The sequence below is a fragment of the Janthinobacterium algoris genome (assembly GCF_051380935.1).
GTDB lineage: Bacteria > Pseudomonadota > Gammaproteobacteria > Burkholderiales > Burkholderiaceae_D > Janthinobacterium.
Genome location: NZ_JBNYXZ010000003.1, coordinates 286242 through 309851, shown reverse-complemented (window position 1 = coordinate 309851; position 23610 = coordinate 286242). Strand labels below are relative to the sequence as shown.

The window sequence follows — 23610 nt, the reverse complement described above, 5'->3', positions numbered from 1 at the left end:
GCCACATTGCATCGGGATAGCGACATGGGCGAACCAACACAGGCGGAACAACATCTGGCGAAGGGCCAGCAACTGCAGCAGCAAGGCAAGCTGATCGAAGCGATCAATGCCTACCAGGCCGCCTATAAACTGAATCCGACCCTGGCCGAAGCGCAGCATTTCCAGGGACTGGCGATGCTGGAACTGGGCCAGGGCGCCATCGGCCTGGGCTTGCTGAAACTGTCGCTCAAGCAACAGCCCGACAACGCCCTGTTCCACTACAACCTCGGTAATGTGCTGCGCGGTACGGACAGCGAGGCGGCGCTGGCCAGCTACGCCACGGCGGCGCGATTGGCGCCGCACGAGCACGATTTCGCTATCAGCCACGCGGAATTGCTGCTGGGAAAACAACGTCTGGCCGACACCATCGCCGAGCTGGAACGGGCCCACGCCCTGCGCCCGCAGCGTTGGCAAACCCTGCAGGGCCTGGCCGAGCTGTATTACCGCACGGGCCAGCAGGCACTGGCGCTGTCCCACTACGCGCAGGGCGTGGCATTGCACCCGGCCCTGGCGCAAACGTGCCGCATCGGCTTTGCCAGCCCCAGCACTGAAAATACGGAACGGCTGAGCACGCCCGACGTAGCGGCAAGCTTGCACGATTTCCTGCGCGAAACCGACCTGCACATCCTCGACGATTTCCTGCCCGACCCGGCCGCCTGGCGCGCGCAGGCGCTGGCTTTACCGTTCGAGCAGCAGCGCTATGCCGGGCAGAACTACCCGGGCAGCCAGACGGCGGGCCAGCCCAGTCAAGACATCATGGAGCGCATCGCCACGGCGCTGGGCCGCCCCATCCGTTTTATCTCGCCCGACAACGGTTCCTACCGCCTCAGCTATGCCGACGCCATGGCGCGCACGGATATCCATGTGGATAATGAAACGGGCAACAATTTCAATTTCTATGCGGGCGTACTGTACTTGAACCCACCTGAACAATGCCAGGGCGGCACCACCTTCTGGCGCCACCAGCCCAGCAGCTGGTACCGCCGCCTGCCCGAGGCGGACGTCAAGGCGGGCGGCTACGCCAGCTTCAAGGATTTCCAGAAACGCTGGCTGCCGAACAGTAAAGTGCAGAAATTCAACGACTTGCAGGAACAGCGCGACAGTTGGCAAGCGCTGCTGGAAATCCCCATGCGCCACAACCGATTGATCGTCTACAAGGGCCATTACTTTCACTCGATCAGCAATGTGTTTGGCGACACGCCGGAGAATGGACGATTGGTGCAGCTGTTCTTTTTTGAAGTGCCCGACTAGTACATATCCTGCGCCGTCGCCCGCACGGCTTTGAGCAGCATATCCGCGCCCGGTGACAGCAAATGATCTTGCTGGCGGATGATGCCGAACGCATCCATCTTGCACGGCAACTCGATGGGCAAAATGCTCAGCACGTTCAACGATTCGTAGTAATGCGCCACTTCCGTCGGCATCACGTGCAGCGAATCCGTTTGCTGCAGCAAGGACGTAATCAGCAGCAAGGCGGTGGTGTCGACCACGTCGACGGGCGGTTCCAGGCTGGCGCGGCGGAACATCATGTCGAAGCGGTGGCGCAGGATGCTGCCTTGCGGCGGCAATATCCATGGCTGGCCCGCCAGGTCTTTCAATTGCAGATTCTTGCGCGACAGCAGCGGGTGGCCATTGCGCGCCACGGCGCTGGCCGGCTCTTCCGTCAATTCCTCGTAGATGAGGCCGGCGCTGCTTTCCTTTTCCAAGATGCGCCCGATCATGAAATCGAGCGTGCCATGCTGCAGCATGTCCATTAGAGTGTTGCTGTGCTCCAGGTGCACGCCGATGCGCATCAACGGCGCCTGCTGCTTGATGCGGGCAATCGCGCGCGGCAGCAAGGCCATGGCCGGCGTCATGATGACGCCCACTTCCACCTGGCCCGTCAGGCCCGACTTCAGAGCGACAATGTCGTCATGCGCCAGCGACAGGCTGGTCAGGGCCATGCGCGCGTGGCGTATCATCGTCTCGCCGTAGATCGTCGGCTCCATGCCACGCGGCAACCGGTCGAACAGGCGCACGTCGAGCATCTCTTCCAGGTCCTTGATTTGCTTGGACGCGGCCGGCTGCGTCATGTGCAATTCTTCCGCCGCGCGGTGGATGTTGCGCTGCTCATCCAGGGCGATCAGCAACAGCAATTGCCGCGTCTTCAGGCGGGCTCGCAAGAACCAGTTGGGGTTGAGGGTATCCATGAATAAATCATATCATGATCGATATCGGTTTTAACTCAATATCGATATTATAGATATCGGTGTGTCTCCTTTTTGTACTGGGTGAAATGGCTCAGGACGCCTTGCAGGCGGGGCTGGGATTGGCTGTCGGGCCAGCCGTTTGATGGATGAATTCAATGCTGCCGTCGGGCTTGTATTTCAGCTCTTCCACGGCCACGGAACGCCGGTATTCGCCGCCGCCGGGCAATTTGTCGTTGTGATAGAAGATGTAGGACTTGCCGTTGAATTCGATGATGGCCTGGTGAATGGTTTTCACCATGGCATTCTTGTCCATGATGGGGCCACGGAAATGCCACGGTCCCGTCGGCGTCGGCCCAGTCGAATACGCCGTTTCTTCCGGGAAGTTGCGCGAGTACGACAGGTAGTAGGTACCCGCATGCTGGTGCATGTAGGCCGCTTCCGTGAACGCATCCATGCCAAAGGTCAAAATGGGGCCATCGAGCTCTGTCATGTTGGCTTTCAGCTTGGCGTATTTCAAGACCGTGTTGCCCCAGTAAATGTAAGCCTGGCCATCCGTATCGATAAACACGGCCGGGTCGATGTCGTCCCACGGGATCGCCGTTTGCTTCGTCATCTCGTTCGTGATCAGGGCGCTGCCGCGCGCATCGACGAACGGCCCGGTCGGGCTGTCGGACACGGCTACGCCGATGGCCTTGCCGGGGATGGTCTTGTGGTCGACGGTCGAATAGAAATAGTATTTGCTGCCGCGCTTGACGATGTCGCCGGCCCAGGCATCCTTACCGGCCCAGGCGAAGGTGGAAAAGCGCACGGGGGAGCCGTGGTCCGTCCAGTTCGCCATGTCGCACGACGAATACACGCGCCACTCGTTCATCCGATAGTCCGTGTCGGTGGCGCTCGCTTCATCGTGGCCGACGTACAGGTACACCCTGCCATTGTCGACCAGCGCGGCCGGATCGCCCGTGTAGATATTTTTCACGATAGGATTGGCCGCCTGCGCGCCAGGTGCCGCACAGGCGAGCGCCACCGCCATGCCGATGGCTGCGGCACGTGTATTCTGCTTCAACATAAAAGTTAACTCCCGTTGGTATGTTTCTGGCCCATGGCCATCAATCTTTGCACGACGCAAAAGACGAACAGCAAGCCGCCGATGACGATCTTGGTCCACCACGAGCTGAGCGTGCCGTCGAAGGCGATCAGGGTCTGGATGGTGCCCAGCACCAGCACGCCCGACAAAGCACCCGCCACATAGCCATAGCCGCCGCTGAGCAGGGTGCCGCCGATGACGACGGCAGCTATCGCGTCCAGTTCCGTGCCTTGCGCATGCAAGCCATAGCCGGACAGCATGTAAAACGAAAACAGCACGCCACCGAGCGAAGCGCAAAAGCCGCTGAAGGCGTAGATCAGCACCTTGGTGCGCCCCACGGGTAAACCCATCATCTGGGCCGACTGTTCGTTGCCGCCGATGGCATACACGGCGCGGCCGAACGGCGTGGCGTGCGCCAGCCAGATGGCCAGCAGCAAGGTCGCCACGGCAATGACCACGCCGGGCGAGACAAAGCCACCGAGAAATTGCAATTGCGTCTGCGACATGGCGACGAATAGCGGGTCGGCGATGGTGATGGAGTTGATGCTGATCAAATAGCACAGCCCGCGCGCCAAAAACATGCCGGCCAGGGTAACGATGAATGGCTGCAACTTGAAATAGTGGATCAACGCGCCCATGCCGGCGCCAAATACGCTGCCCAGCGCCAACACGGTGGCGATCACCAGCGTTGGCGGCCAGTGCGCCACGTTCAGCAGCCAGGCGGCGATCATGGTCGACAGGGCCAGCACGGACCCGACCGACAAATCGATGCCGCCGGAAACAATCACAAAGGTCATGCCGACGGCGATCACCAGCAAAAAAGCATTATCGATCAACAGGTTAAAGATCACTTGCGTGGACAACAGGCCCGGATAGGCGGCGCCGCCCAGGCCCAGCATCACCACCAGCAGCAGCACGGTGACGAGTGAAGTGAAATACGGGGTGTGCAGCAAGCCCTTCATGCTTTTCTCCGGTGCAGCAATTGCTTGAATTGCGACGATTGCGACAGGCAGACGAGGAACACGACGACCGATTTGACGACCATGTTTACTTCCGGCGGCACGCCCAGCGAATAGATGGTGTAGGTCAGGGTCTGGATGATGAGCGCGCCGATCATGCTGCCCACGAGGGTGAACTTGCCGCCGGCCAGGGACGTACCGCCCAAAGTCACTGCCAGGATGGCATCGAGTTCCAGCATCAGGCCCGCATTGTTCGCATCGGCACTCTTGATGTTCGAGCTGATCATCAGTCCCGACAAGCCCGCGCAGGCGGCGCAAAACACGTAGACAAAAAAGATCAGGGTCGCCGTTTTGATGCCGGCCAGGCGCGCGGCGACAGGATTGATGCCGACGGCCTGGATGAACAGGCCCAGCGCCGTTTTGCGCATCAGCACGGCGGTAATGATGAAGACCGCCGCCACGAGGAACAGAGAAAACGGCAAGCCGAACAGGTAGCCGCTGCCGATGAAGAAGTACGGCTGGTAGTAGACGGTGACGATCTGGCCATCCGTCAACAATTGCGCCAGGCCGCGCCCCGCCACCATCAAGATCAAGGTGGCGACGATGGGCTGCAAGCCCAGGCCCGCCACCAGCACGCCATTCCAGGCGCCGCACAGCAGGGCCGCGCCTAAGGCCGCCGCCAGGGCCCAGCCCATGGGGATGTTGCTCACGTAGGTCGACACGCCATTCTCCATCACCATGCTGCCGCCGATCAGCATGGCGGCCACGGTGCCGGACAGGGCCACGACGGCGCCTACAGAAATGTCGATGCCGCGCGTGGCGATCACCAGGGTCATGCCCAGCGCGGCCAGCATCAGCGGTGCGGCGCGGTTGACGATGTCGATCACGCTGCCGTACAGATGACCGTCTCGGATTTCCAGATGGAAAAAGCCGGGGATGGCAAAGAAATCGACCAGCAACAGCAACAACAGCGCGGCCAGGGGGCGGCTCAGGGGGTGATGCAGAATGGTATGCAAGGCAGACGTACCCATAGTGGAAGCCGGACGCGCCAATGGCGCGCTGGAGGGTGTGGATAAACTCATGTGGCGTCTCCGGCGATCACTTGCAGCACGGAACTGTCATCGAGCTCGCCGCGCGCATAAACGCCGCAAGCCTTGCGGTCGCGCATGACGACGATGCGGTCGCTGCAGCGCAGCACTTCCGGCAGTTCGGACGAAATGAACAAAATCGCCATGCCCTTGCGGCACAGCTTGCTCACATAACTCATGATTTCCTGCTTGGCGCGCACGTCGATGCCGCGCGTCGGTTCGTCGAGGATCAGCATGGCGGGCGAGGTCACCAGCCAGCGCGCCAGCAAGGCTTTCTGTTGATTGCCGCCCGAAAGGCTGCCAATCGGCGTTTCGATGCTGGCCGTCTTGATACCGAGCGCCTTCACGTACTCGTCAGCCAGTGCCTGCTGGCGTTTGAACGGGATGGCGCGCAGCAAGCCCGTGCGGGCCTGCAAGGCCAGGATGATGTTTTCGCGCACGGACAGCGACAAAATCGCGCCCTCGTGCTTGCGGTCTTCCGAGCAAAAACCGATGTCTTGGGCTATCGCGTCGCGCGGCACGTGGAACTGGCGCGGCTTGCCTTGCATGGTGATATTGCCCGAGTCGGCCTTGTCGGCGCCAAACAGCAAGCGCGCCAGTTCCGTGCGGCCCGAACCGAGCAAGCCGGCCAGACCCAGCAATTCACCTTGGCGGATGTGGAAATCCATGGGCAGCAAGGCGCCCTTGCGGCCCAGCCCCTGCGCTTCGAGCACATTCGGTCCAAAGCTGGCGGCGCCCGCGTCTTGCGCCATATCCAGCGCTTGTTCCGGCGTGTCAAACGCCACGCCGATCATCTTGTTCACCAACGCCAGGCGCGACAGTTCGCTGCACGCGTATTCTCCCTCGCGCTCGCCATTGCGCATGACGGTGATGCGGTCGGAAATGGCGTAAGTCTGGTCGAGGAAGTGGGTGACGAACAAAATCGCCATGCCCTGCTCGCGCAAACGGCGCAGCACGGAAAACAGCAAATTGACTTCGGCTTCGTCCAGGCTGGACGTGGGCTCATCGAGGATCAGCACGCGGGCGGAAATGTTCAGCGCGCGCGAGATGGCCACCATTTGCTGGATCGCCAGCGGAAAACTGGACAGTTGCGCCGTGACATCGATATCGATCTGCAATTGCTGCAGCAAGGCACGCGCCTGCTGCTGCATGGAACGCCAATCGATAGGGCCAAAACGGGCGCCGAAGCGGCGCGGATAGCGCCCGATAAAGATGTTTTCCGCCACCGACAGGTTCGGGCACAGATTGACTTCCTGGTACACGGTGCTGATGCCGAGCAGTTGCGCATCCGAGGTGGACGCGGGGGCGATAGCTTTGCCATCGAGCAGAATCTGGCCGCTGTCGGGCGTGTACACGCCCGTCAGCACCTTGATCAGTGTCGATTTCCCGGCACCGTTCTGTCCCATCAAGGTGTGCACTTCGCCCGGATACAGGCGCAGGGCAACATCGCTGAGGGCTTTGACGCCGGGAAAGGACTTGCTGATGCCGCGCAACTCCAGCAAGGGAGCTGGCGCGGCGTTGTGATGCGCTTGCGTCTTCATCATGCGGCAAGCTTAGTACTTACGGTTCGGAAATTCCTTGGCGGCCACCTCGGCAGGGAATACGCCCTCCACTGTCGTGATGCGCGCTGGCACGGGTTTACCGGCGACCACATCGCGGGCGATGGACATCAATTGCGGGCCCAGCAGCGGGCTGCATTCCACGGTAACGTTCAGCTTGCCGGCGATCATCGCCTCGAACGCGCCTTTCACACCATCGATGGAGATGATGATGATGTCCTTGCCCGGCTTCATGCCCGCCTCTTCGATGGCCTGGATGGCGCCGATGGCCATGTCGTCATTGTGCGCGTACAGCACGTTGATCTTCTTGCCTTCGGCCTTCAGGAACGCTTCCATCACTTCCTTGCCCTTGGCGCGCGTAAAGTCGCCCGTTTGCGAGCGGATGATCTTCAGCTTGGGATTCTTGCCGATGACTTCCTGGAAGCCTTCCTTGCGGTCAATGGCGGGGGCCGAACCGACCGTGCCTTGCAGCTCGACGATGTTCAGGGTGGCGTCCGGGGTTTTCTTGGCGTGCTCGATCAGCCACTGGCCGGCGCGACGGCCCTCTTCCACGAAGTCGGAGCCGATGAAGGTGACATAAAGCGATTTATCGGCCACGTTGACGGCGCGGTCCGTCAAGATGACGGGGATCTTGGCAGCCTTGGCTTCGCGCAAGACGGTATCCCAGCCGGACTCAACGACCGGCGAGAAAGCGATCACGTCGACTTTTTGCGCGATGAAAGAGCGCAGGGCCTTAACCTGGTTTTCCTGCTTTTGCTGCGCGTCGGCAAATTTCAGGGTGACGCCATCTTTCTTGGCGGCATCCTTGATGGAGACCGTATTGGCGGTGCGCCATTCGCTCTCGGCGCCTACCTGCGAAAAGCCCATCACCAAGGGCTTGGCGGCGAAGGCGGACGAGGTGGCGAAGGTGGTGGCGGAAAAGGCCAGCAGCATGGCGCTGGCGAGGAGGTTGCGGCGGCTCAATGTCATTCTTGTCTCCAGTTTTTTATTGGAATACCATCACAGCCGGATGCCGGATGGGCGGTTTTTTATGAACCCATGGTAGGAGAAAGCAACATAGCCATCCAATCAATTCTTTTTCGCTTGCGATACCGATTTGCGTATCGGCTGGCAGACATCTCCTGGCCCCTTAGCGTTTGGCAGCCGGCAATTGGCGGCTTTGATAGCGGTTCAAGTCGCGCGCATCAACCTGCGGCCAGCCATCCTTGTCCCATGTCATGGGCAGGATCTTGAGTTTTTGCAAGTAATTGTCCGCCGTTTCATACGCGTGCAGCACCAGATAATCCTTGCCCTCAAATGTGTAGGCGCTGTTGTGGCCCAGGCCCTGCCAATCCTTGTCGCCTTTCAGCACCATCGTGCCGCCGCCCTGCGCCATGTCGCGGCCATCCTTGTCCAGATAAGGCCCCGTCACGCTGTTGGACCGCCCCACGGCCAGGTGGTAGGTGCTTTTTTCCTTCTGACAGCACAGGCCCCAGGAGACGAATAAAAAATAATCCTTGCCGCGCTGGAAGATGAAGGGTGCTTCGATTTCCTCGGGCGCCGGCTTGAATTCCCCCGCGCGTGGCGGCAGCGGCGCCCGGCGCGCCAGCGAATGCCACTCTTGCGGTTCCGCAATACGCGTCCAGTCGGGCATCAATTTCACCAGCTTGATGCCATTCCAGAACGAACCGAACGACATCCACGGCGTGCCGGCGGCATCGGTGATGATGTTCGAATCGATGGCGTTCCACTCGTCGCGCTCGGGCACCGATTGCAACAACATGCCCTGATCGACCCAGCGATAGTCGGGCGAGCGGGGGTTGAGGGTGGTGTTGACGGTCACGCCGATGCCCGAGGTGTTCTTGCCGAAACCGGAGACCGAGTAGTACAGGTAATATTTTCCGTCATGAAACTGCACGTCAGGCGCCCAGATATGGTCGTCAAACGATGGCGCGGCCGTCTTGGCCCACGTGGGCTGGTCCGCAAAGACGCGCCCTTCCGGCTGCCAGTCGACCATGTTTTTCGAGCTGTAGAAGGTGATGCCGGGGCCCGTGCTGTACAGATAATACGTGTCGCCTTCCTTGGCCATCACTGGGTCGTGCACGCTGACCTGGGCCGCCTTGACGGGGCTGAAGGCAAGCATGGCCGCCAAGGCCATCATTATCGAAAATTGCATCGTGTTCTCCACTTGGCCAGCCGGCCCGTCATGCGGGCCGGCTGGATACATCAAAATCGGCAGGTTTATTCGACCGCCACCACCAATACGGCCTTGGCCGGGATAGACACGGTCAGCTTGCCGCCTTGCGCCTTGGCATTGAACGCCATCGGTTGCACGGCTTGCGGTTGCGCAAAGCTGTTGACGGCATCCATCGTGCCAGCGGTCAGCACGCGGCCCGTGACGCTGGCCACTTGCTTGCCCGCCAGGGCCACATTGACGTCGACGGCCTTGTTCGGGTTGGTGTTGACCAGCGACAAATACACCTTGCCATCCTTGGCGCGCGCGGCCGAGGCGCTCACTTCCGGAATGCTGACCTTGCCCAGGCTGTACTTGCCATTGCCCTGGATGGCGACCGGCAGGGACGTGGCGTCCTGGAACGGCACATACATCTGGAACGCGTGGTAAGTGGGCGTGAGGAAATAGCGTTCCTTGTCCGTGATGATCATGGCCTGCAGCACGTTGACCATTTGCGCGATATTCGTCATGCGCACGCGGTCGGCGTGGGCATGGAAGATATTGAAGTTCAGGGCCGCCACCAGGGCATCGCGCAAGCTGTTTTGCTGAAACAAAAAGCCCGTGTTGGTGCCCGGCTCCACGTCGTACCAGGTGCCCCATTCATCGACGTACAGGCCCGTCTTTTTCGAAGGATCGTTCTTGTCGATGGCGGCGATATTGTTCTTGATCAAGCTATCGATCCGCAGGGTACGGCTCAGGGTGGAAATCCATTCATTTTCGCCAAAGCCCGTGGCGGCGCCCTTCTTTTCCCAGATGCCGGTCGGCACCGTGTAGTAGTGGAAACTGATGGCGTCCATCATGTTCGGCTTGATTTCGCGGCTCAGGGTGCCGGACCAGCTGATGTCATCGTCATTGCCGCCGCTGGCGATGAACTTTGGACGCGCGCTTTCCGGCGTCTTCATGAAGGTGTGATAGTGCTTGTACAGGTCGGCGTAGTATTGCGGGCGCATATTGCCGCCGCAACCCCAGGCTTCGTTGCCGATGCCAAAATAATCGACTTTATACGGCTGCGCACGGCCATTCTTGCGGCGCAGCTCGGCCAGGGTGGACTTGCTGTCCGACGTCATGTATTCGAGCCACTCGGACATTTCCTGCGGCGTGCCGGAACCGAGATTGCCGTTGATGTAGGTCTGCGCGCCCAAGAGCTCGGCCAGGTCGAAGAATTCATGCGTGCCGACGGCGTTCGATTCTTCCACGCCACCCCAGTTGGTGTTGACCTTGGTAGGACGCTGGGCGCGCGCGCCGATGCCGTCCTTCCAGTGGTATTCATCGGCAAAGCAGCCTCCCGGCCAGCGAAGCAAGGGCACGTGCAACTGTTTCAGCGCGCCCAGCACGTCGTTGCGCCAGCCCTTGGTGTTCGGGATCGGCGACTCCGGGCCCACCCACATGCCTTCATAGATGCCCGTGCCCAGGTGCTCGGCGAACTGGCCGTAGATGTTTTTATTGATCACGGGGCCGGGCTTGGCCACGTCGATGATGACGTTGACGGGCGCGGCAAAGGCGCTGCCAACGGCCATGGCCAGGCTGAGGGCCACGATGCTGGTATGGATGAATTTCATGCTGTCTCCTGTTTTTTAGTGAAAAGCAAGGGCCGGGATCACTCCCGGCAATCTGGAATGGCGATGCCTCTCCTGCCGCGGGGTTGGGGCGGCAAGAGGGGTGTTGCAAGATCGGAGTTGCCGGTCAGTGCCGGCGCGAATAAACGGCGCGGGGGCGCTTACACCCAGCCGGCGTCGACGATGAACTCTTGACTGGAACACATCGCGCCGTCGTCCGATGCAAGGAACAGCACCATGGCGGCGATGTCCTGCGGCATCAGCTTGCTTGGCAAGCACTGGCTTTTCTTGATTTCCACTTCGGCCGCCTCATCGACCCACAGCTCAATCTGGCGCTGCGTCATGACCCAGCCGGGCGTGACCGTGTTGACGCGGATATTGTGCGCGCCATAATCGCGCGCCAGACCCCGCGTGAGGCCGACGACGGCCGCCTTGGTGGTGGCATACACGGGGTAGCCGCCCGACTTCATGTGCCAGGAAATCGAGCTGACATTGATGATGGAGCCGCCGCCCTTGCGCTTCATGCCTTCGAAGACGGCCTGGCACGTGAAGAACATGGGACGTTGATTGATCGCAATGCGCTCGTTCCAGTATTCCAGCGTGACGTCCTGCGCCTGGTGGCGCTGGTCGTTGGCCGCATTGTTGACGAGGATATCGAAGTCGCCCAGTTGATCGGCCAGTTCGGCCATGACGGCTTGCAAGGATGGAATATCCGTGATGTCGCAATGACGGAACAATGGCGCCGTCCAGCCCGCTTCGGCCAGGCGGCGGCATAGTGCCTCGCTCGCTTCCACGGCGATATCGACAAACGCCACCAGCGCGCCCTGGGCGACAAATTCCGCCACCAGCGATTCGCCGATGCCGCTGCCACCGCCCGTGATGAACACGCGCTTGCCCTGCAAGCTGCCATATGTCGCCAATTGCTTCATGCTTGTCTCCACCTGTGTATTTTTATTTTTTTATGATTAAACTTATGATTAAACTTTACCGAGCACGCCGTCGTGGCGGCGCCAGATACCCAGCGGATTATCGTCGCGCAGCGATGCCGGCAGCAAGTCCTGCAGCAGGTTCTGGTACGACACGGGCCGCAGGAAGCGGTTGATGGCCGCCGTGCCCACGGACGTGCTACGGCCATCCGACGTAGCCGGGAACGGACCGCCGTGCACCATGGCCGTCGACACTTCCACACCGGTCGGGAAACCGTTGGCCAGGATGCGGCCCACGCGGCGTTCCAGCACGGGCAGCAAACGGCGCGCGTCTTCCAGGTCGCCCGCATCCATTTGCAGGGTGGCCGTCAGCTGGCCTTCCAGGCTTTCCGTGATCGCCAGCAATTGTTCCATGTCGCGGCAAGCCACCAGCAAGGAGGCGGGACCGAAGACTTCGTCACGCAGGTCGTGCCTGGCCAAAAACGCCTCGCCCGAAGTGACGAACAGGGCGGCGGCGCCCTTGCCTTCATCGCCCGTGTTTTGCACCAGCGGCGTCACATCGGCGTGCTGCGCCAGGGCGGCAACACCCTTGGCATAGCTGCTGGCGATGCCGGCCGTCAACATGGTGGCGGCAGGCGCCGGCGCCAGCGCTTCGGCGGCAGCGGCGGCAAATGCCGTGAAGTCGGCCCCTTCCAGGCCCAGCACGAGGCCGGGATTGGTGCAGAACTGGCCCACGCCCATCGTCAGCGAGGCGGCAAAACCGCTGGCAATCACCGCGCCACGGGCAGCCAAGGCTTGCGGCAGCACAAACACGGGGTTGATGCTGCTCATTTCAGCATATACAGGTATCGGTTGCGCACGTTCTGCCGCCACCTTCATCAGGGCGATGCCGCCCGAACGCGAACCGGTAAAACCCACGGCCTGGATGGCCGGATGCGCCACCAAAGCCTGGCCGATGCCGTTGCCCGTGCCCGTCAGCAAGGCGAACACGCCGGTCGGCAGCTGGCAAATCTCGATGGCTTTGACGATGGCGCGCGCCACCAGCTCCGACGTGCCCGGGTGGGCCGAATGAGCTTTCAGCACGACGGGGCAGCCGGCGGCCAGCGCCGAGGCCGTATCGCCACCAGCCACGGAAAAGGCCAGCGGGAAGTTACTGGCCGCAAACACGGCGACGGGGCCCAGGCCGATCATGCGCAAACGCAAGTCTGGACGCGGCGGCGTGCGTTCCGGCAACGCCGAATCGATGCGCGCATCGGTCCACGATCCTTCGCGCAGCAAGCCGGCGAACAGATGCAATTGACCCACGGTGCGGCCACGTTCGCCTTCCAGGCGCGCGCGCGGCAAGCCGCTTTCCGTCATGGCGCGCACGATCAGCTCGTCGCCCAGTTCGAGGATTTGCGCGGCGATGGTCTCTAAAAAATCGGCGCGTTGCGCATCCGTGGTGGCGCGGAAGGGGTCGAAGGCGGCCTGTGCCAGACGGCACGCCGCGTCGATTTGCGCCACGTCCACCATGTGGAAGGCCGGCGCGATGTGCGCGCGCGCGGCCGGGTCCCAGGCTTCGAAGGAGCCGCCATTGCCCTTGACGGCGACGCCGCCGATCAATGCATCACCGGTGATATTGAAACTCATAATGTGCTCACTTTCGCAAATGCGGTTGGGAAGACGTCGAGGCGGTTGCGCAAGGCAGGGCCAAAGGCCGGCGCTTCGATTTCAAAGGTTTCGCCCGGCGCCACGCTCACGCCATCGGCAAAGCTCAAGGTAGCCGTGCCGAAGAAATGCACGTGCACGTCGCCAGGGCGCTTGAACAGCGGATACTTGAAGTGATGGTGTTCCAGGTTGGCAATCGTGTGCGACATATTGTCTTCGCCGCTGACAAAGGCCTTTTCCCAGCGCACCTTGCCGGACCCGTCGAGCACGCGCGAGGTACCGGCGATGTGCGCGGGCAATTCGCCCACCAGCAGGGCCGGACCGACGCTGCACATGCGCAGCTTCGAGTGGGCTAGGTACAGATAGTTCTGGCGTTCCGTGATGTGGTCCGAGAATTCATTGCCAATGGCATAGCCGACGCGGTAGGGCTGAGCGTCGTCGCCGATCACGTACAGGCCGGCGATTTCCGGCTCTTCGCCGCCATCGAGGGCAAAGTCCGGCATGCGCAGCGGCTGGCCGCCAGCGCGCACGATGGAGCCGTCGCCCTTGTAAAACCACTCGGGCTGGGCACCGGCCGTGCCGTCAGCCGGCTTGCCGCCTTCCACGCCCAGGCGAAACATTTTCATGGAGTCGCTCAAGGACTCCGCGTCGCCGCCGATTTTCTTGTGCATGGCGTCGCGCGCGCCGGCGCTGCCCAGATGGGTCAAGCCCGTGCCCGTCACGTAGCAATGCGCTTCGTCCGCATGGTCGAGCGGCGCCAGCAGGCGGCCGCTACTGGCCACGTCCGCATACCAATGCGTGGTGTTGCCGACGGTGGCGTCCACCAGTTCGGCCAGACTGACCTTTTTGCGGATGGCGTCTTGCGCCAGCGCATACGTCGTGTTGTAGCCTTCGATGACGCGGATCTGGTCGTCTTGCAGCAGGCCGACCAGACGGCCGCCGTGTTCATTCGTAAATTGCAGCAACAGCATGAGAATCTCCGCTTAATGTGAGTGGCGCGGCACGGCGGAACCGCGATTGCCGACCAGGAAGTCGAAATCGCAGCCTTCGTCGGCTTGCAACACGTGTTCGATATACAACTGCTGGTAGCCGCTCTTCGGCCCGGGCGCACTGCCCAGCTCGCGGACCGCCAGGCGCTCGGCGATTTCCGCATCGCTGATGTCGATGTTCAGGCTGCCGTTGTGGCAATCAAGGGCGATCATGTCGCCATCGCGCACGATGCCCAGCGGGCCGCCCGCCATGGCTTCCGGCGCCACATGCAGCACGACGGTGCCGTAGGCGGTGCCGCTCATGCGCGCGTCCGAGATGCGCACCATGTCGGTGATGCCTTGCGCCAGCAGTTTCGGCGGCAAGCCCATATTGCCCACTTCAGCCATGCCCGGGTAGCCTTTCGGGCCGCAATTTTTCATGACCAGCACGGAGTTCGCGTCGACATCGAGGTCGGGATCGAGGATGCGCGATTTATAGTGTTCGAAATCCTCGAAGACGACGGCCTTGCCGCGGTGCTGCATCAGGTGCGGCGAGGCGGCTGACGGTTTCAGCACGGCGCCGCGCGGTGCCAGGTTGCCGCGCAGCACGCAGATGCCGCCATCGGCCAGCAGCGGGTTGTCCAGCTTACGCACCACTTCATCGTTGTAGATCGGCGCTTCAACGCAGTTGTCCCAGAGCGACTTGCCGTTGACGGTCAAGGCATTCTTGTGCGGCAGCAAGTCGCCTTCGCCCAGGCGGCGTATGACGGCCGGCAAGCCGCCCGCATAGTAAAACTCTTCCATCAGGAAACGGCCCGAGGGCAGCAAGTCGACGATGGTCGGCGTGCCACGCCCGACCTTGGTCCAGTCTTCCAACTCCAGGGGTACGCCGATGCGCCCGGCAATCGCTTTCAAGTGGATCACGGCATTGGTCGAGCCGCCGATGGCGGCATTGACCTTGATGGCGTTTTCAAACGCTGCGCGCGTCAGCACTTTCGACAGGCGCAGGTCTTCGTGCACCATTTCAACAATGCGGATGCCCGACATGTGCGCCAGCACGTAGCGGCGCGAATCGACGGCGGGAATGGCGGCATTGTGCGGCAGGGAGGTGCCCAGCGCTTCAGCCATGCTGGCCATCGTCGAGGCCGTACCCATGGTGTTGCAGGTACCGGCCGAGCGCGACATGCCCGATTCGGCCGACATGAACTGGTGCAAGGTGATCGATCCGGCCTTCATCTGCTCGTGCAACTGCCATACGGCCGTGCCGGAACCGATGTCCTTGCCGTTGAGCTTGCCGTTCAGCATGGGGCCGCCGCTGACGACGATGGTGGGAATGTCGACGCTGGCCGCGCCCATCAGCAGCGCCGGCGTGGTCTTGTCGCAGCCGACCAGCAGCACGACGGCGTCCATCGGGTTGCCGCGGATCGATTCTTCCACATCCATCGAGGCCAAGTTGCGCGTCAGCATGGCGGTAGGACGCAGATTCGATTCGCCGTTCGAGAAGACGGGGAATTCCACGGGGAAACCGCCCGCTTCCAGGATGCCGCGCTTGACGTGTTCGGCCAACTGGCGGAAATGCGCGTTGCAGGGGGTCAGTTCGGACCAGGTATTGCAGATGCCGATGATGGGCTTGCCGTGAAACTCGTGGTCAGGTATGCCCTGGTTTTTCATCCAGCTGCGGTACATGAAGCCGTTCTTGTCCTGCGAGCCGAACCACTCGGCCGAGCGCAGGGCAACCTTCTTTTTTGTCTCAGACATGCCATTCTCCTGGTTGTGCCATGCCGGATCTAATGTCGTCGGCCCGGGCAGCGATGTTGGAATACTAAAGAATCCTGCCATGCCTTTCCAATCAATTTTTAATGCGTTCCGATATCGAAAACGATATTGCTATGCCCCAATGAAAACGCCCTGCGGGCGCGTGGCGGCAGGGCGTGGGCTGTTTTGGCTGGGGTGCCTACTCGGCGGAAAAGCGGTACACGGTTTGCGTCTGATACACCTGACCCGGGCGCAAAATGGTACTGGGGAAGTGCGACTGGTTCGGCGCATCCGGGAAATGCTGGGTTTCCAGGCACAGTGCGCCGCGATGGTGGATGGGGCCATGCTTGCCGTGCTGGCTGCCATCGAGGAAGTTACCCGAATAAAACTGAATGCCCGGTTCCTGCGTGTACACCTGCATCACCCGTCCCGAAGCGGGATCGCGCACGGTGGCGGCCAGGTTCAGCAAGTGCCCCGGCTTTTGATTCAGCACAAAGTTATGGTCGTAGCCGCAGCCGATGCGGATCTGTTCATGCGGCAGGGCGATGCTATCGCCGATGACAGTGCTTTGGCGCAAGTCGAATGGCGTGCCGGACACGTCCGCCAGTTCGCCCGTGGGGATGGAGCCGGCATCGACGGGCAGGTAGCGGTCCGCGTTGATCGACAGCGCGTGGCCGAGGATAGTGCCCTGCCCCGCCAGATTGAAATAGCTGTGGTTGGTCAGGTTGACAGGCGTGGCCTGGTCCGCCACGGCGTGGTAGCGCAGGCTCAGGGCGTTGTCGTTGTCCAGTTCGTACACGACGGTGACGTCCAGCTGGCCCGGATAACCATCTTCGCCGTGCGGGCTGCTGCGCGTCAACGTCACGCCCACGGCATCGTTCCTGGTGAACGGCTCGGCCTGCCACATGACTTGGTGAAAACCCTGGTTTCCACCATGCAAGTGATTGGGCGCATTATTGACGGCCAGCTGGTAATTCTTGCCATCCAGACTGAAACGCCCCTGCGCGATACGGTTGCCGAAGCGCCCGATGACAGCGCCCAGGAAAGCGCTGTTGTGCAAATACGGCTCGATGTGCTCGAATCCCAGCACCACGTCGGCAAAAATGCCGTCGCGGTCCGGCACGTGGATTTCGCTGATGATGGCGCCAAAGTCGAGCACCTTGACTCGCATGCCCTGGCGGTTCGTCAGGGTAAATACGCTAACTTGCTGGCCATCGGGCAAGATGCCGAACGGCGCTTGCGTCACTGAAACAGAATCAACTGGGATCATGGCGTCGGGTCCGGAATGTTACAGGGTCGATGAGCGGCCAAACACGGGCATGCCTTGCGCATCCCAGCGCAGCGGTTTGACAAACGTGTGGCGATCCGGGTTCCACAGCGGGTCGCCGACGATTTCCGTATAGGTGCGGGCATGGTACACCAGCAATACGCCGTCGCCATCGTCGCCCGTGGTAAAGCTGTTGTGGCCGGGGCCGTAGATGGCGTGCTCGTAGCAGGTAGCAAACACGGGCTCGGGCGACTTCGTCCACGAGAACGGGTCGAGCAAGTCAGCCGTGTCATCGGCCCACAGCAGGCCCATCGCATAGTTTTCATCGGTGGCGCTGGCCGAATAGCTGATGAATATCTTGCCATTGCGTTTCAGCACGGACGGGCCTTCGTTGACCCAGAAGCCGCGAATTTCCCAGTTGAATTCCGGTTTGCTCAGCATCACGGGCGGGCCGGCCAGCTGCCACGGCGTGACCATTGGCGCGATGTACAGGTTCGAATTGCCCTCGATGGCGACATCTTTCTGCGCCCACAGGTAGTACAGCACGCCGTCGTGCTCGAACGTGGTGGCGTCCAGGCAAAAGGTGTCGATGCCCGTGTCGATCTGCCCCATGAATTCCCACTCGCCTTCGAGCGGGTTGGCGTTGGTATTGCGGATTGCATACATGCGGTGCTGAAACAATTTATCTTTGATTTCGCGGCTCGGTGCGGCGGCGAAATACACATACCAGGCGCCTTGGTTGAAGTGCAGCTCCGGCGCCCACACCAGTTCGCTGTACGGCCCCGTTTCCGGCTTGTGCCACACATCGACCGTTGGCGCATCCGCCAGCTCGGCGATGCTGTCGGCACGGCGCAGTTCGATGCGGTCGTACTGCGGCACGGAAGCCGTAAAGTAGTAGTAGCCGTCGCTGTGGCGGTAGATATGCGGGTCGGCACGTTGTTCGATCAACGGTTTCAAGACTTCAGCCATGTTGTTTACTCCATTCAATTATTCTTACGCAGCGACAAAACCACGCTTGTGCATTTCTGACTTGACGCCGCTGTAGTACTCATCGCTGATGCGGTACTTGAACATCAGCAAACCCATCAGCAAGTGGAAGAAACCGGGGATGATCGACAGCATCAGGGCGATGCCGTTGAGGGCGAATTGCGTTTGCTCATGGTTGGGCTGGTAGTCGAAATATGACAGCAGCACACCCACCAGGCCGCCCGCCACCGCCATGCCCGCCTTCTGGCAGACAGAAATGCCGCCAAAGGCGAAGCCGGAGACGCGCTTGCCCGTCTTCACTTGACCATAATCAATGGTTTCCGCGATGGCCGACCAGAATACGGGTGCGTGTAAGTCCACCACGAAGGACAGCAGGAAATACAGGGCGAAGGCCAGCACGGTGTCGCTCGGCTTCACAAAGAAATAGATCGCCAGGCTGATCAGCGCCACGCCGATCTGCGTGTAGCGGAACAGCTTTACCTTGCAGTAAAACTTGGTGATCCAGGTCGAGGCGATCATGGCCAGGATGGCGGCCACCACGCCCGTGGTGAGGAAGGCGGCCACCGTTTCCGTGCTGCCGCCCAGATAGTATTTCGCGTAATAAATGGCGACGGAACCGCGCACCACGTAGCCGATAGTGCCCGTGACGCATACGCCGCATAGCACCAGCCACTGATCGTTCTGCAGCAGCACTTTCAATTGTTCCAGCAACGACTGCTTTTCCACCACGTGCACGACTCTTTCGGTGGTGGAGAAATAGCAGAACAGGAACAGGGCCACGCCCATGACGGCCATCACGGCCATGGCCGCCTGGTAGCCGACGGCCGGGTTGCCGCCGCCCCAGCGCTGCGACAAAATCGGCACGACGATAGTCACCATGAAGGCACCGATCTTGGCGAAGAACAGGCGGTAACCGTTGGCCGACAGGCGGTCCTGCGGGTCGCTGGTCAAGCCGCTGATCAGGGAAATATACGGGATGCCCACGCCGGCCGTCATGATGGTCATCAGAATATACGTCGAATATGCCCAGATCAGCTTGGCGTCATACTGCCACTCGGGCGTGCTGAAGACAAAGAAGACGCTGACGCCATACGGCACGGCCAGCCACAGCAGATACGGGCGGTAGCGGCCCGAGGCAAAGCTATAGCGATCGGTAATCTGACCCATGACCAGGTCGGCGATGGCACCGATGACTTTCACGGCCACGAACAGCAGGGCCAGGTCGGTGGTTTTCAAGCCATAGATATCGGTATAGAAAAAGGTGATGATCAACATCATCGACGAGATGACGACATTGAGCGCCATGTCGCCGGCGCCGAAGCCGACCTTTTCAACGGTGGATAATTTTTGCGTCTCCATGCTTTCCGTCCATTCTTTTGATGATGAATCGTGTCTGACTGCCCAACTGACAGGGGCGCTGCCGGCCGACACCATACAACGCCCTTGATTTTTTTACTCTGCGATCAACTTACATTTTCCAGCGCAGTGATAACCCTACCGTCCGGTCATAGCGGCGCGTATCGCGCGCATACACGCCCGGCTCGTTCCAGTAATCCTTGAACTTGGTGTCGAGCAAGTTATTCCCATCGAAGGTCACCGTGAACTGGTCATTGATCTTGTATGACAGCGAACCGTCGAGCTGGGCCGTGGCCGCCACTTTCAAGTCCAGGCCGGGGCCGCCCTGGTTGTAGCTGTCGATAAATTTTGAGCGCCAGTTGTAGGCCAGGCGGCCCGACCACGCGTCTTTTTCGTACAGCAACACCAGGTTATAGGCATAGCGCGACACGCCCGTGATGGCATGGCTGCCCGTCTCATCGTCGGTCGTGCCGCTCATGTAGGTGCCGTTCGCTTGCAAGCCCAGGCCGCTCAACAAACCCGGCAAGCCGTCATAAAACTGCTGATAGCCAATTTCCAGTCCCTGCAGCTTGCCGGCAGCCGTGTTGTACGGGCGGTCCACGTCATAGGTCTTGCCGGCGATGGTTTCGCTGGCAATGCGCTGCTGGATATAACCGTCGAACTTGTGGTGGAACACGGTGGCCGTCACGGAACCGGCCGGGGCGAAATACCATTCCAGTGCGGCGTCGACATTGTCGCCCGTCACCGGTTTCAAGTTCGGATTGCCGCCCGCGCCCGTCGCCTTCACCGTTTCCGTCGAATTGACCAGGGCCACGCCAGGATTGAGTTGGGTAAAGCCGGGGCGGCTGATGGTCCGGCCCGCCGCGAAGCGGCCGACCAGGTCGGCGCGCAGCTTGATTTTCAGGGCCACGCTCGGCAGCACATCGGTGCTGGCCGTGTCGCTGATGACGGGCGTGTAGACGCCATCTTGCGAACTGTTGCCTTGCAAGCTTTGCTCGGTACGCACCACGCGCACGCCCACAGTGCCGTCGACGGGGTAGGCGCCCAGCTTGAAGGCGATCTTCGCCTTGGTATAGATGGAATATGTCTTTTCCGTATCCTTGAAGAAGGAGCCCGGGTCCATCGCGCGCGCCGCGCTGCTGCCCGTGACGGCTTGGCGCAAGGCGCCTGTGTTATTGAGCAGGAAGCTGGCGCATGGCGTATACCACTGTTTCAAGCCATAGTCGGGGCCGCCGCTGGACATCGGTTCCGACAGGCAATTGAGGCCTGGAATCGAGGTCATGCTCTGGCGGCTGAACGGAAACGCGGCACCGGACACGTCCGGTGCTTCCGCATTGCCCTCGAAACTCTTGATCGATTCGGCTTCGCGTTTCACGCCGCGCACGCCGACGCTGATTTCCTTGAAGATGCCGCCGGCACTCGGCGTGTACGCCAGGTCGGCGCGCACATCGTTCGAGCTGCCTTGATCCCGGCCGTAGCGGTCGAAAAAGCCCTTCAGATAGTAATTCGACGGGTCTTGCAAGTCGATACCTGTGTAATCGACGTGCAAGGTGCCGTTCTGGTTGGTATTGATGCGGGCATTCGGCACGACAGTGATGGCGTCGAGAATCGGATTGCGCCAGGTATAGCTGCTCTTGGTGCTGGCCACTTCAGACGTGAAACGCCATTCCGGGTTGATATCCCACAAGCCGCCCACGGCAAACTGATGCGTCTTGGTCTGGTTCTTGTTCGCCTGCGTCGACATGATGGTGTTGACGTTGGTGGAAGCGAGCGTTTGCAGCTGGTCGGTGCCGGGAATCTTGGTCGCCGACACGGGCGTGCCCCACCATGGCAAGCCGACAAAGTAATCGGATTCGGCGTCGAGCAGAAAGCGCGTGGCCATGCCTTCGGCGTACAGTTCGACGTCGGCGTTCGGACGCCATTGCAGCGCGGCATTGGCGGTGCTGCGGCGGCGGTCGCCCTTGATCGGCAACAAGCCCACCTGGTCCGGCCCCGTCAAGCCCGGCGACAGGAAACCTTTATCCACGGGCGCCGTATTGAACGCGCGTTCTTCATGGTAGCGGTGCTGCTGCTGCGACAAGCCCAGCAGCGCGCCCACTTCGCCGATGCCCGTCTTCCAGCGGTTAGCCACCATGCCGCTGATGTTCGGGTCGGTGGCCTTGGATTTGTCGCTGTAGACGGCGCGCGTGTTCACGCTGGCCGTAAATTGCTTGAAGTCGAACGGGCGGTTGGTGCGCACGTCGATGATACCGGCCACGCCGCCTTCGACCTGGTCCGCGCCCTGCGATTTGTACACGTCCACGCGCTGCAGCATGGTGGCGGGAATGTCGGCCAGGTTGACGTAGCGGCCCGTGGTGGTAAACAATTCGCGGCCGTTGAGCAGGGTCGTGACATCGCGCAAGCCACGGATCATGACGGCGCTGGCTTCGCCCGAATCGCGGCGGATCTGGATGCCGGAAATGCGCGCCAAGGTCTCGGCCACGTTGTTATCCGGGAATTTGCCGATGTCGTCGGCCACGATGGAATCGATGACCTGGTCCGAGCGCATCTTGATCTGCTGCGAATTTTGCGCCGCGCGGCGCACGCCGCTGACGGTCACGACCGACACTTCTGCGGCAGGCTCGGCACTGGCGTCCGCCGCCACCGCATCCTGCGCCCATACCGAAGCCGAGCTCAGCAGGCCAATACCGGCCAATGCCGCAACGGCTGCCTTCAAGGTGAATGGACGAGGGGAAGTGGCCGTGAGCGGACCGGTGGCGTTGCGCATCAAGAATCTCCAGATATTGTATTGATATTGTTATGCCGCTTGCATGTCGTTCGCATGCTCGGCGTTTATCTTAGAGGCTGGACGATAATCTCTCCAATCAATTTTTCCACAGTTTCGATATCAATTTTGATATCGGCGGCTGGAACACTTTGGAGATTGCAAAGCGACAACGGTAGGGGCGCCTGGGGCGTTTTCGGGAGGGCAATGCACCAAGAAGTGGCATCCCTGACAAGCCGGCAAGCAGCGATACAGACCATGCCAGGCTTGCTGAAGTAATAGTGGGATACAGCATGCAGCCGCATGGCAATGCCGGCTGGATAAAACTGGAGACTTGATTTGTATGGTGCGGCTGGCGGGGATCGAACCCACGACCCTTGGCTTCGGAGGCCAATACTCTATCCACTGAGCTACAGCCGCGTAGGGGGAATTTCTGAAGTGATGCGAAGGATACCGTTTTTCTTTACCTACGTCTACGGAAACTGTCGTATCACTGGCAATTGCATGTCACTGCTCAATTTTTGTGCCTATAATTGTGGGTTTCATAAAGGTTTGCATCCAAGCATGTAAAAAATGCTACCTTACACGGCCATCAGTTTCAAATCTGGACTAAGGACATCATGAGCGACGCACATAACGAACAACAATCAGCGATCAAAACGCCTAAACAATTGCTTGCCGCCGTAGCTGGCTTCTTCCTCGTCACCGTCATCGGCATCATCTTGCTGGTGCAGTTCGTCACGGCGCAAAAACTGACGGGCGCCGGTACGGACAGCCAGTCGCCGGAAGCCATTGCCGAGCGCTTGAGCCCCGTCGCCAACGCCGGCTTTACCTTCAAGGATGCCAGCGGTCCGAAGGTGCTGCAAAGCGGCGAAGCTGTCTACACGGCGACCTGCGTGGCTTGCCATGGCGCCGGCGTGGCCGGTGCACCGAAATTTGGTGATGCGGGCGGCTGGTCGGCCCGCCTGGCCCAGGGCTACGATACGGTCCTGAAACACGCCATTGAAGGCTTGCGCGCAATGCCGGCCAAGGGTGGCAATCCCGACCTCGACGATGTAGAAGTGGCGCGCGCCGTCGTCTACATTGCCAACGCTTCGGGCGGCAAGTTCAAGGAACCAGAAGTGCCGGCACCGGCCGCGGCCACTGACGGCGCTGGCGCGCCAGCGGAAGAAGCCAAGAAATAAGCGCGAGGCCGCGTCTAGCGGCGCGTTGAAGCGGCCCCAGAGTTGCTTCGGATGTAAAAAAGCCGCCCAG

The 23610-nt window shown here is 60.9% G+C and carries 18 protein-coding genes and 1 tRNA gene; 2 read left to right on the top strand and 17 right to left on the bottom strand.

Going from position 1 to position 23610, the window contains the following annotated elements:
- Positions 1 to 24 precede the first annotated feature (24 nt).
- Positions 25 to 1290: a DUF6445 family protein gene (locus ACQ4W7_RS06345; protein WP_436529227.1), complete on the top strand. Its 1266-nt coding sequence runs from the start codon at positions 25 to 27 to the stop codon at positions 1288 to 1290.
- On the opposite strand, the gene ACQ4W7_RS06340 is transcribed toward ACQ4W7_RS06345, so the two are convergent.
- From ACQ4W7_RS06340 to ACQ4W7_RS06260, 17 genes are all read right to left on the bottom strand, one after another.
- Entirely contained in the window at positions 1287 to 2228 is a 942-nt protein-coding gene (locus tag ACQ4W7_RS06340) for a LysR family transcriptional regulator (protein WP_131689644.1), read from the bottom strand. The genes ACQ4W7_RS06345 and ACQ4W7_RS06340 overlap by 4 nt on opposite strands.
- A gap of 91 nt (positions 2229 to 2319) precedes the next feature.
- Complete coding sequence (locus ACQ4W7_RS06335; protein WP_436529224.1) at positions 2320 to 3294, bottom strand: glycoside hydrolase family 43 protein; 975 nt, start codon at positions 3292 to 3294, stop codon at positions 2320 to 2322.
- Positions 3295 to 3299: 5 nt separating this feature from the next.
- The gene (gene yjfF / locus ACQ4W7_RS06330; RefSeq protein WP_436529222.1) at positions 3300 to 4274 is read right to left on the bottom strand and encodes a galactofuranose ABC transporter, permease protein YjfF; all 975 of its coding nucleotides are present in this window, start codon (positions 4272 to 4274) and stop codon (positions 3300 to 3302) included.
- On the bottom strand, positions 4271 to 5302 hold the full coding sequence (locus ACQ4W7_RS06325; protein WP_436529391.1) for an ABC transporter permease: 1032 nt from the start codon (positions 5300 to 5302) through the stop codon (positions 4271 to 4273). The genes yjfF and ACQ4W7_RS06325 overlap by 4 nt, the downstream gene beginning before the upstream one ends.
- Positions 5303 to 5349: 47 nt before the next feature.
- Positions 5350 to 6903, bottom strand: a complete 1554-nt coding sequence (locus tag ACQ4W7_RS06320; protein ID WP_426073507.1) for a sugar ABC transporter ATP-binding protein — start codon at positions 6901 to 6903, stop codon at positions 5350 to 5352.
- Positions 6904 to 6912: 9 nt separating this feature from the next.
- Complete coding sequence (locus ACQ4W7_RS06315) at positions 6913 to 7887, bottom strand: ABC transporter substrate-binding protein (protein ID WP_436529220.1); 975 nt, start codon at positions 7885 to 7887, stop codon at positions 6913 to 6915.
- A gap of 160 nt (positions 7888 to 8047) precedes the next feature.
- The gene (locus ACQ4W7_RS06310) at positions 8048 to 9073 is read right to left on the bottom strand and encodes an arabinan endo-1,5-alpha-L-arabinosidase (protein WP_436529218.1); all 1026 of its coding nucleotides are present in this window, start codon (positions 9071 to 9073) and stop codon (positions 8048 to 8050) included.
- Positions 9074 to 9138: 65 nt separating this feature from the next.
- Positions 9139 to 10689: an alpha-N-arabinofuranosidase gene (locus ACQ4W7_RS06305; RefSeq protein ID WP_436529216.1), complete on the bottom strand. Its 1551-nt coding sequence runs from the start codon at positions 10687 to 10689 to the stop codon at positions 9139 to 9141.
- Between the two features lie 158 nt (positions 10690 to 10847).
- Positions 10848 to 11615: an SDR family NAD(P)-dependent oxidoreductase gene (locus ACQ4W7_RS06300; RefSeq protein ID WP_436529214.1), complete on the bottom strand. Its 768-nt coding sequence runs from the start codon at positions 11613 to 11615 to the stop codon at positions 10848 to 10850.
- Between the two features lie 48 nt (positions 11616 to 11663).
- Positions 11664 to 13241 (bottom strand): aldehyde dehydrogenase (NADP(+)), encoded by a 1578-nt coding sequence (locus ACQ4W7_RS06295; protein WP_436529212.1) that lies wholly within the window; start codon positions 13239 to 13241, stop codon positions 11664 to 11666.
- Complete coding sequence (gene araD1, locus ACQ4W7_RS06290; protein ID WP_436529210.1) at positions 13238 to 14230, bottom strand: AraD1 family protein; 993 nt, start codon at positions 14228 to 14230, stop codon at positions 13238 to 13240. Before araD1 ends, ACQ4W7_RS06295 begins: the two co-directional genes overlap by 4 nt.
- 12 nt (positions 14231 to 14242) lie before the next feature.
- The gene (locus tag ACQ4W7_RS06285; RefSeq protein ID WP_436529208.1) at positions 14243 to 15985 is read right to left on the bottom strand and encodes an IlvD/Edd family dehydratase; all 1743 of its coding nucleotides are present in this window, start codon (positions 15983 to 15985) and stop codon (positions 14243 to 14245) included.
- A gap of 196 nt (positions 15986 to 16181) precedes the next feature.
- The gene (locus tag ACQ4W7_RS06280) at positions 16182 to 17252 is read right to left on the bottom strand and encodes an aldose epimerase family protein (RefSeq protein ID WP_436529206.1); all 1071 of its coding nucleotides are present in this window, start codon (positions 17250 to 17252) and stop codon (positions 16182 to 16184) included.
- A gap of 18 nt (positions 17253 to 17270) precedes the next feature.
- Positions 17271 to 18218 carry a glycoside hydrolase family 43 protein gene (locus ACQ4W7_RS06275; RefSeq protein ID WP_436529204.1) on the bottom strand — a complete coding sequence of 316 codons (948 nt, stop codon included), beginning with the start codon at positions 18216 to 18218 and terminating at the stop codon, positions 17271 to 17273.
- A gap of 24 nt (positions 18219 to 18242) precedes the next feature.
- Positions 18243 to 19595 carry an MFS transporter gene (locus tag ACQ4W7_RS06270; RefSeq protein WP_426073517.1) on the bottom strand — a complete coding sequence of 451 codons (1353 nt, stop codon included), beginning with the start codon at positions 19593 to 19595 and terminating at the stop codon, positions 18243 to 18245.
- A gap of 109 nt (positions 19596 to 19704) precedes the next feature.
- On the bottom strand, positions 19705 to 22359 hold the full coding sequence (locus tag ACQ4W7_RS06265; protein WP_436529201.1) for a TonB-dependent receptor: 2655 nt from the start codon (positions 22357 to 22359) through the stop codon (positions 19705 to 19707).
- Between the two features lie 341 nt (positions 22360 to 22700).
- Positions 22701 to 22776: transfer RNA gene (locus ACQ4W7_RS06260), tRNA-Arg, on the bottom strand.
- A gap of 200 nt (positions 22777 to 22976) precedes the next feature.
- Here ACQ4W7_RS06260 and ACQ4W7_RS06255 point away from each other — a divergent pair.
- Complete coding sequence (locus tag ACQ4W7_RS06255; protein WP_436529199.1) at positions 22977 to 23540, top strand: c-type cytochrome; 564 nt, start codon at positions 22977 to 22979, stop codon at positions 23538 to 23540.
- The last annotated feature ends 70 nt before the right edge of the window (positions 23541 to 23610 follow it).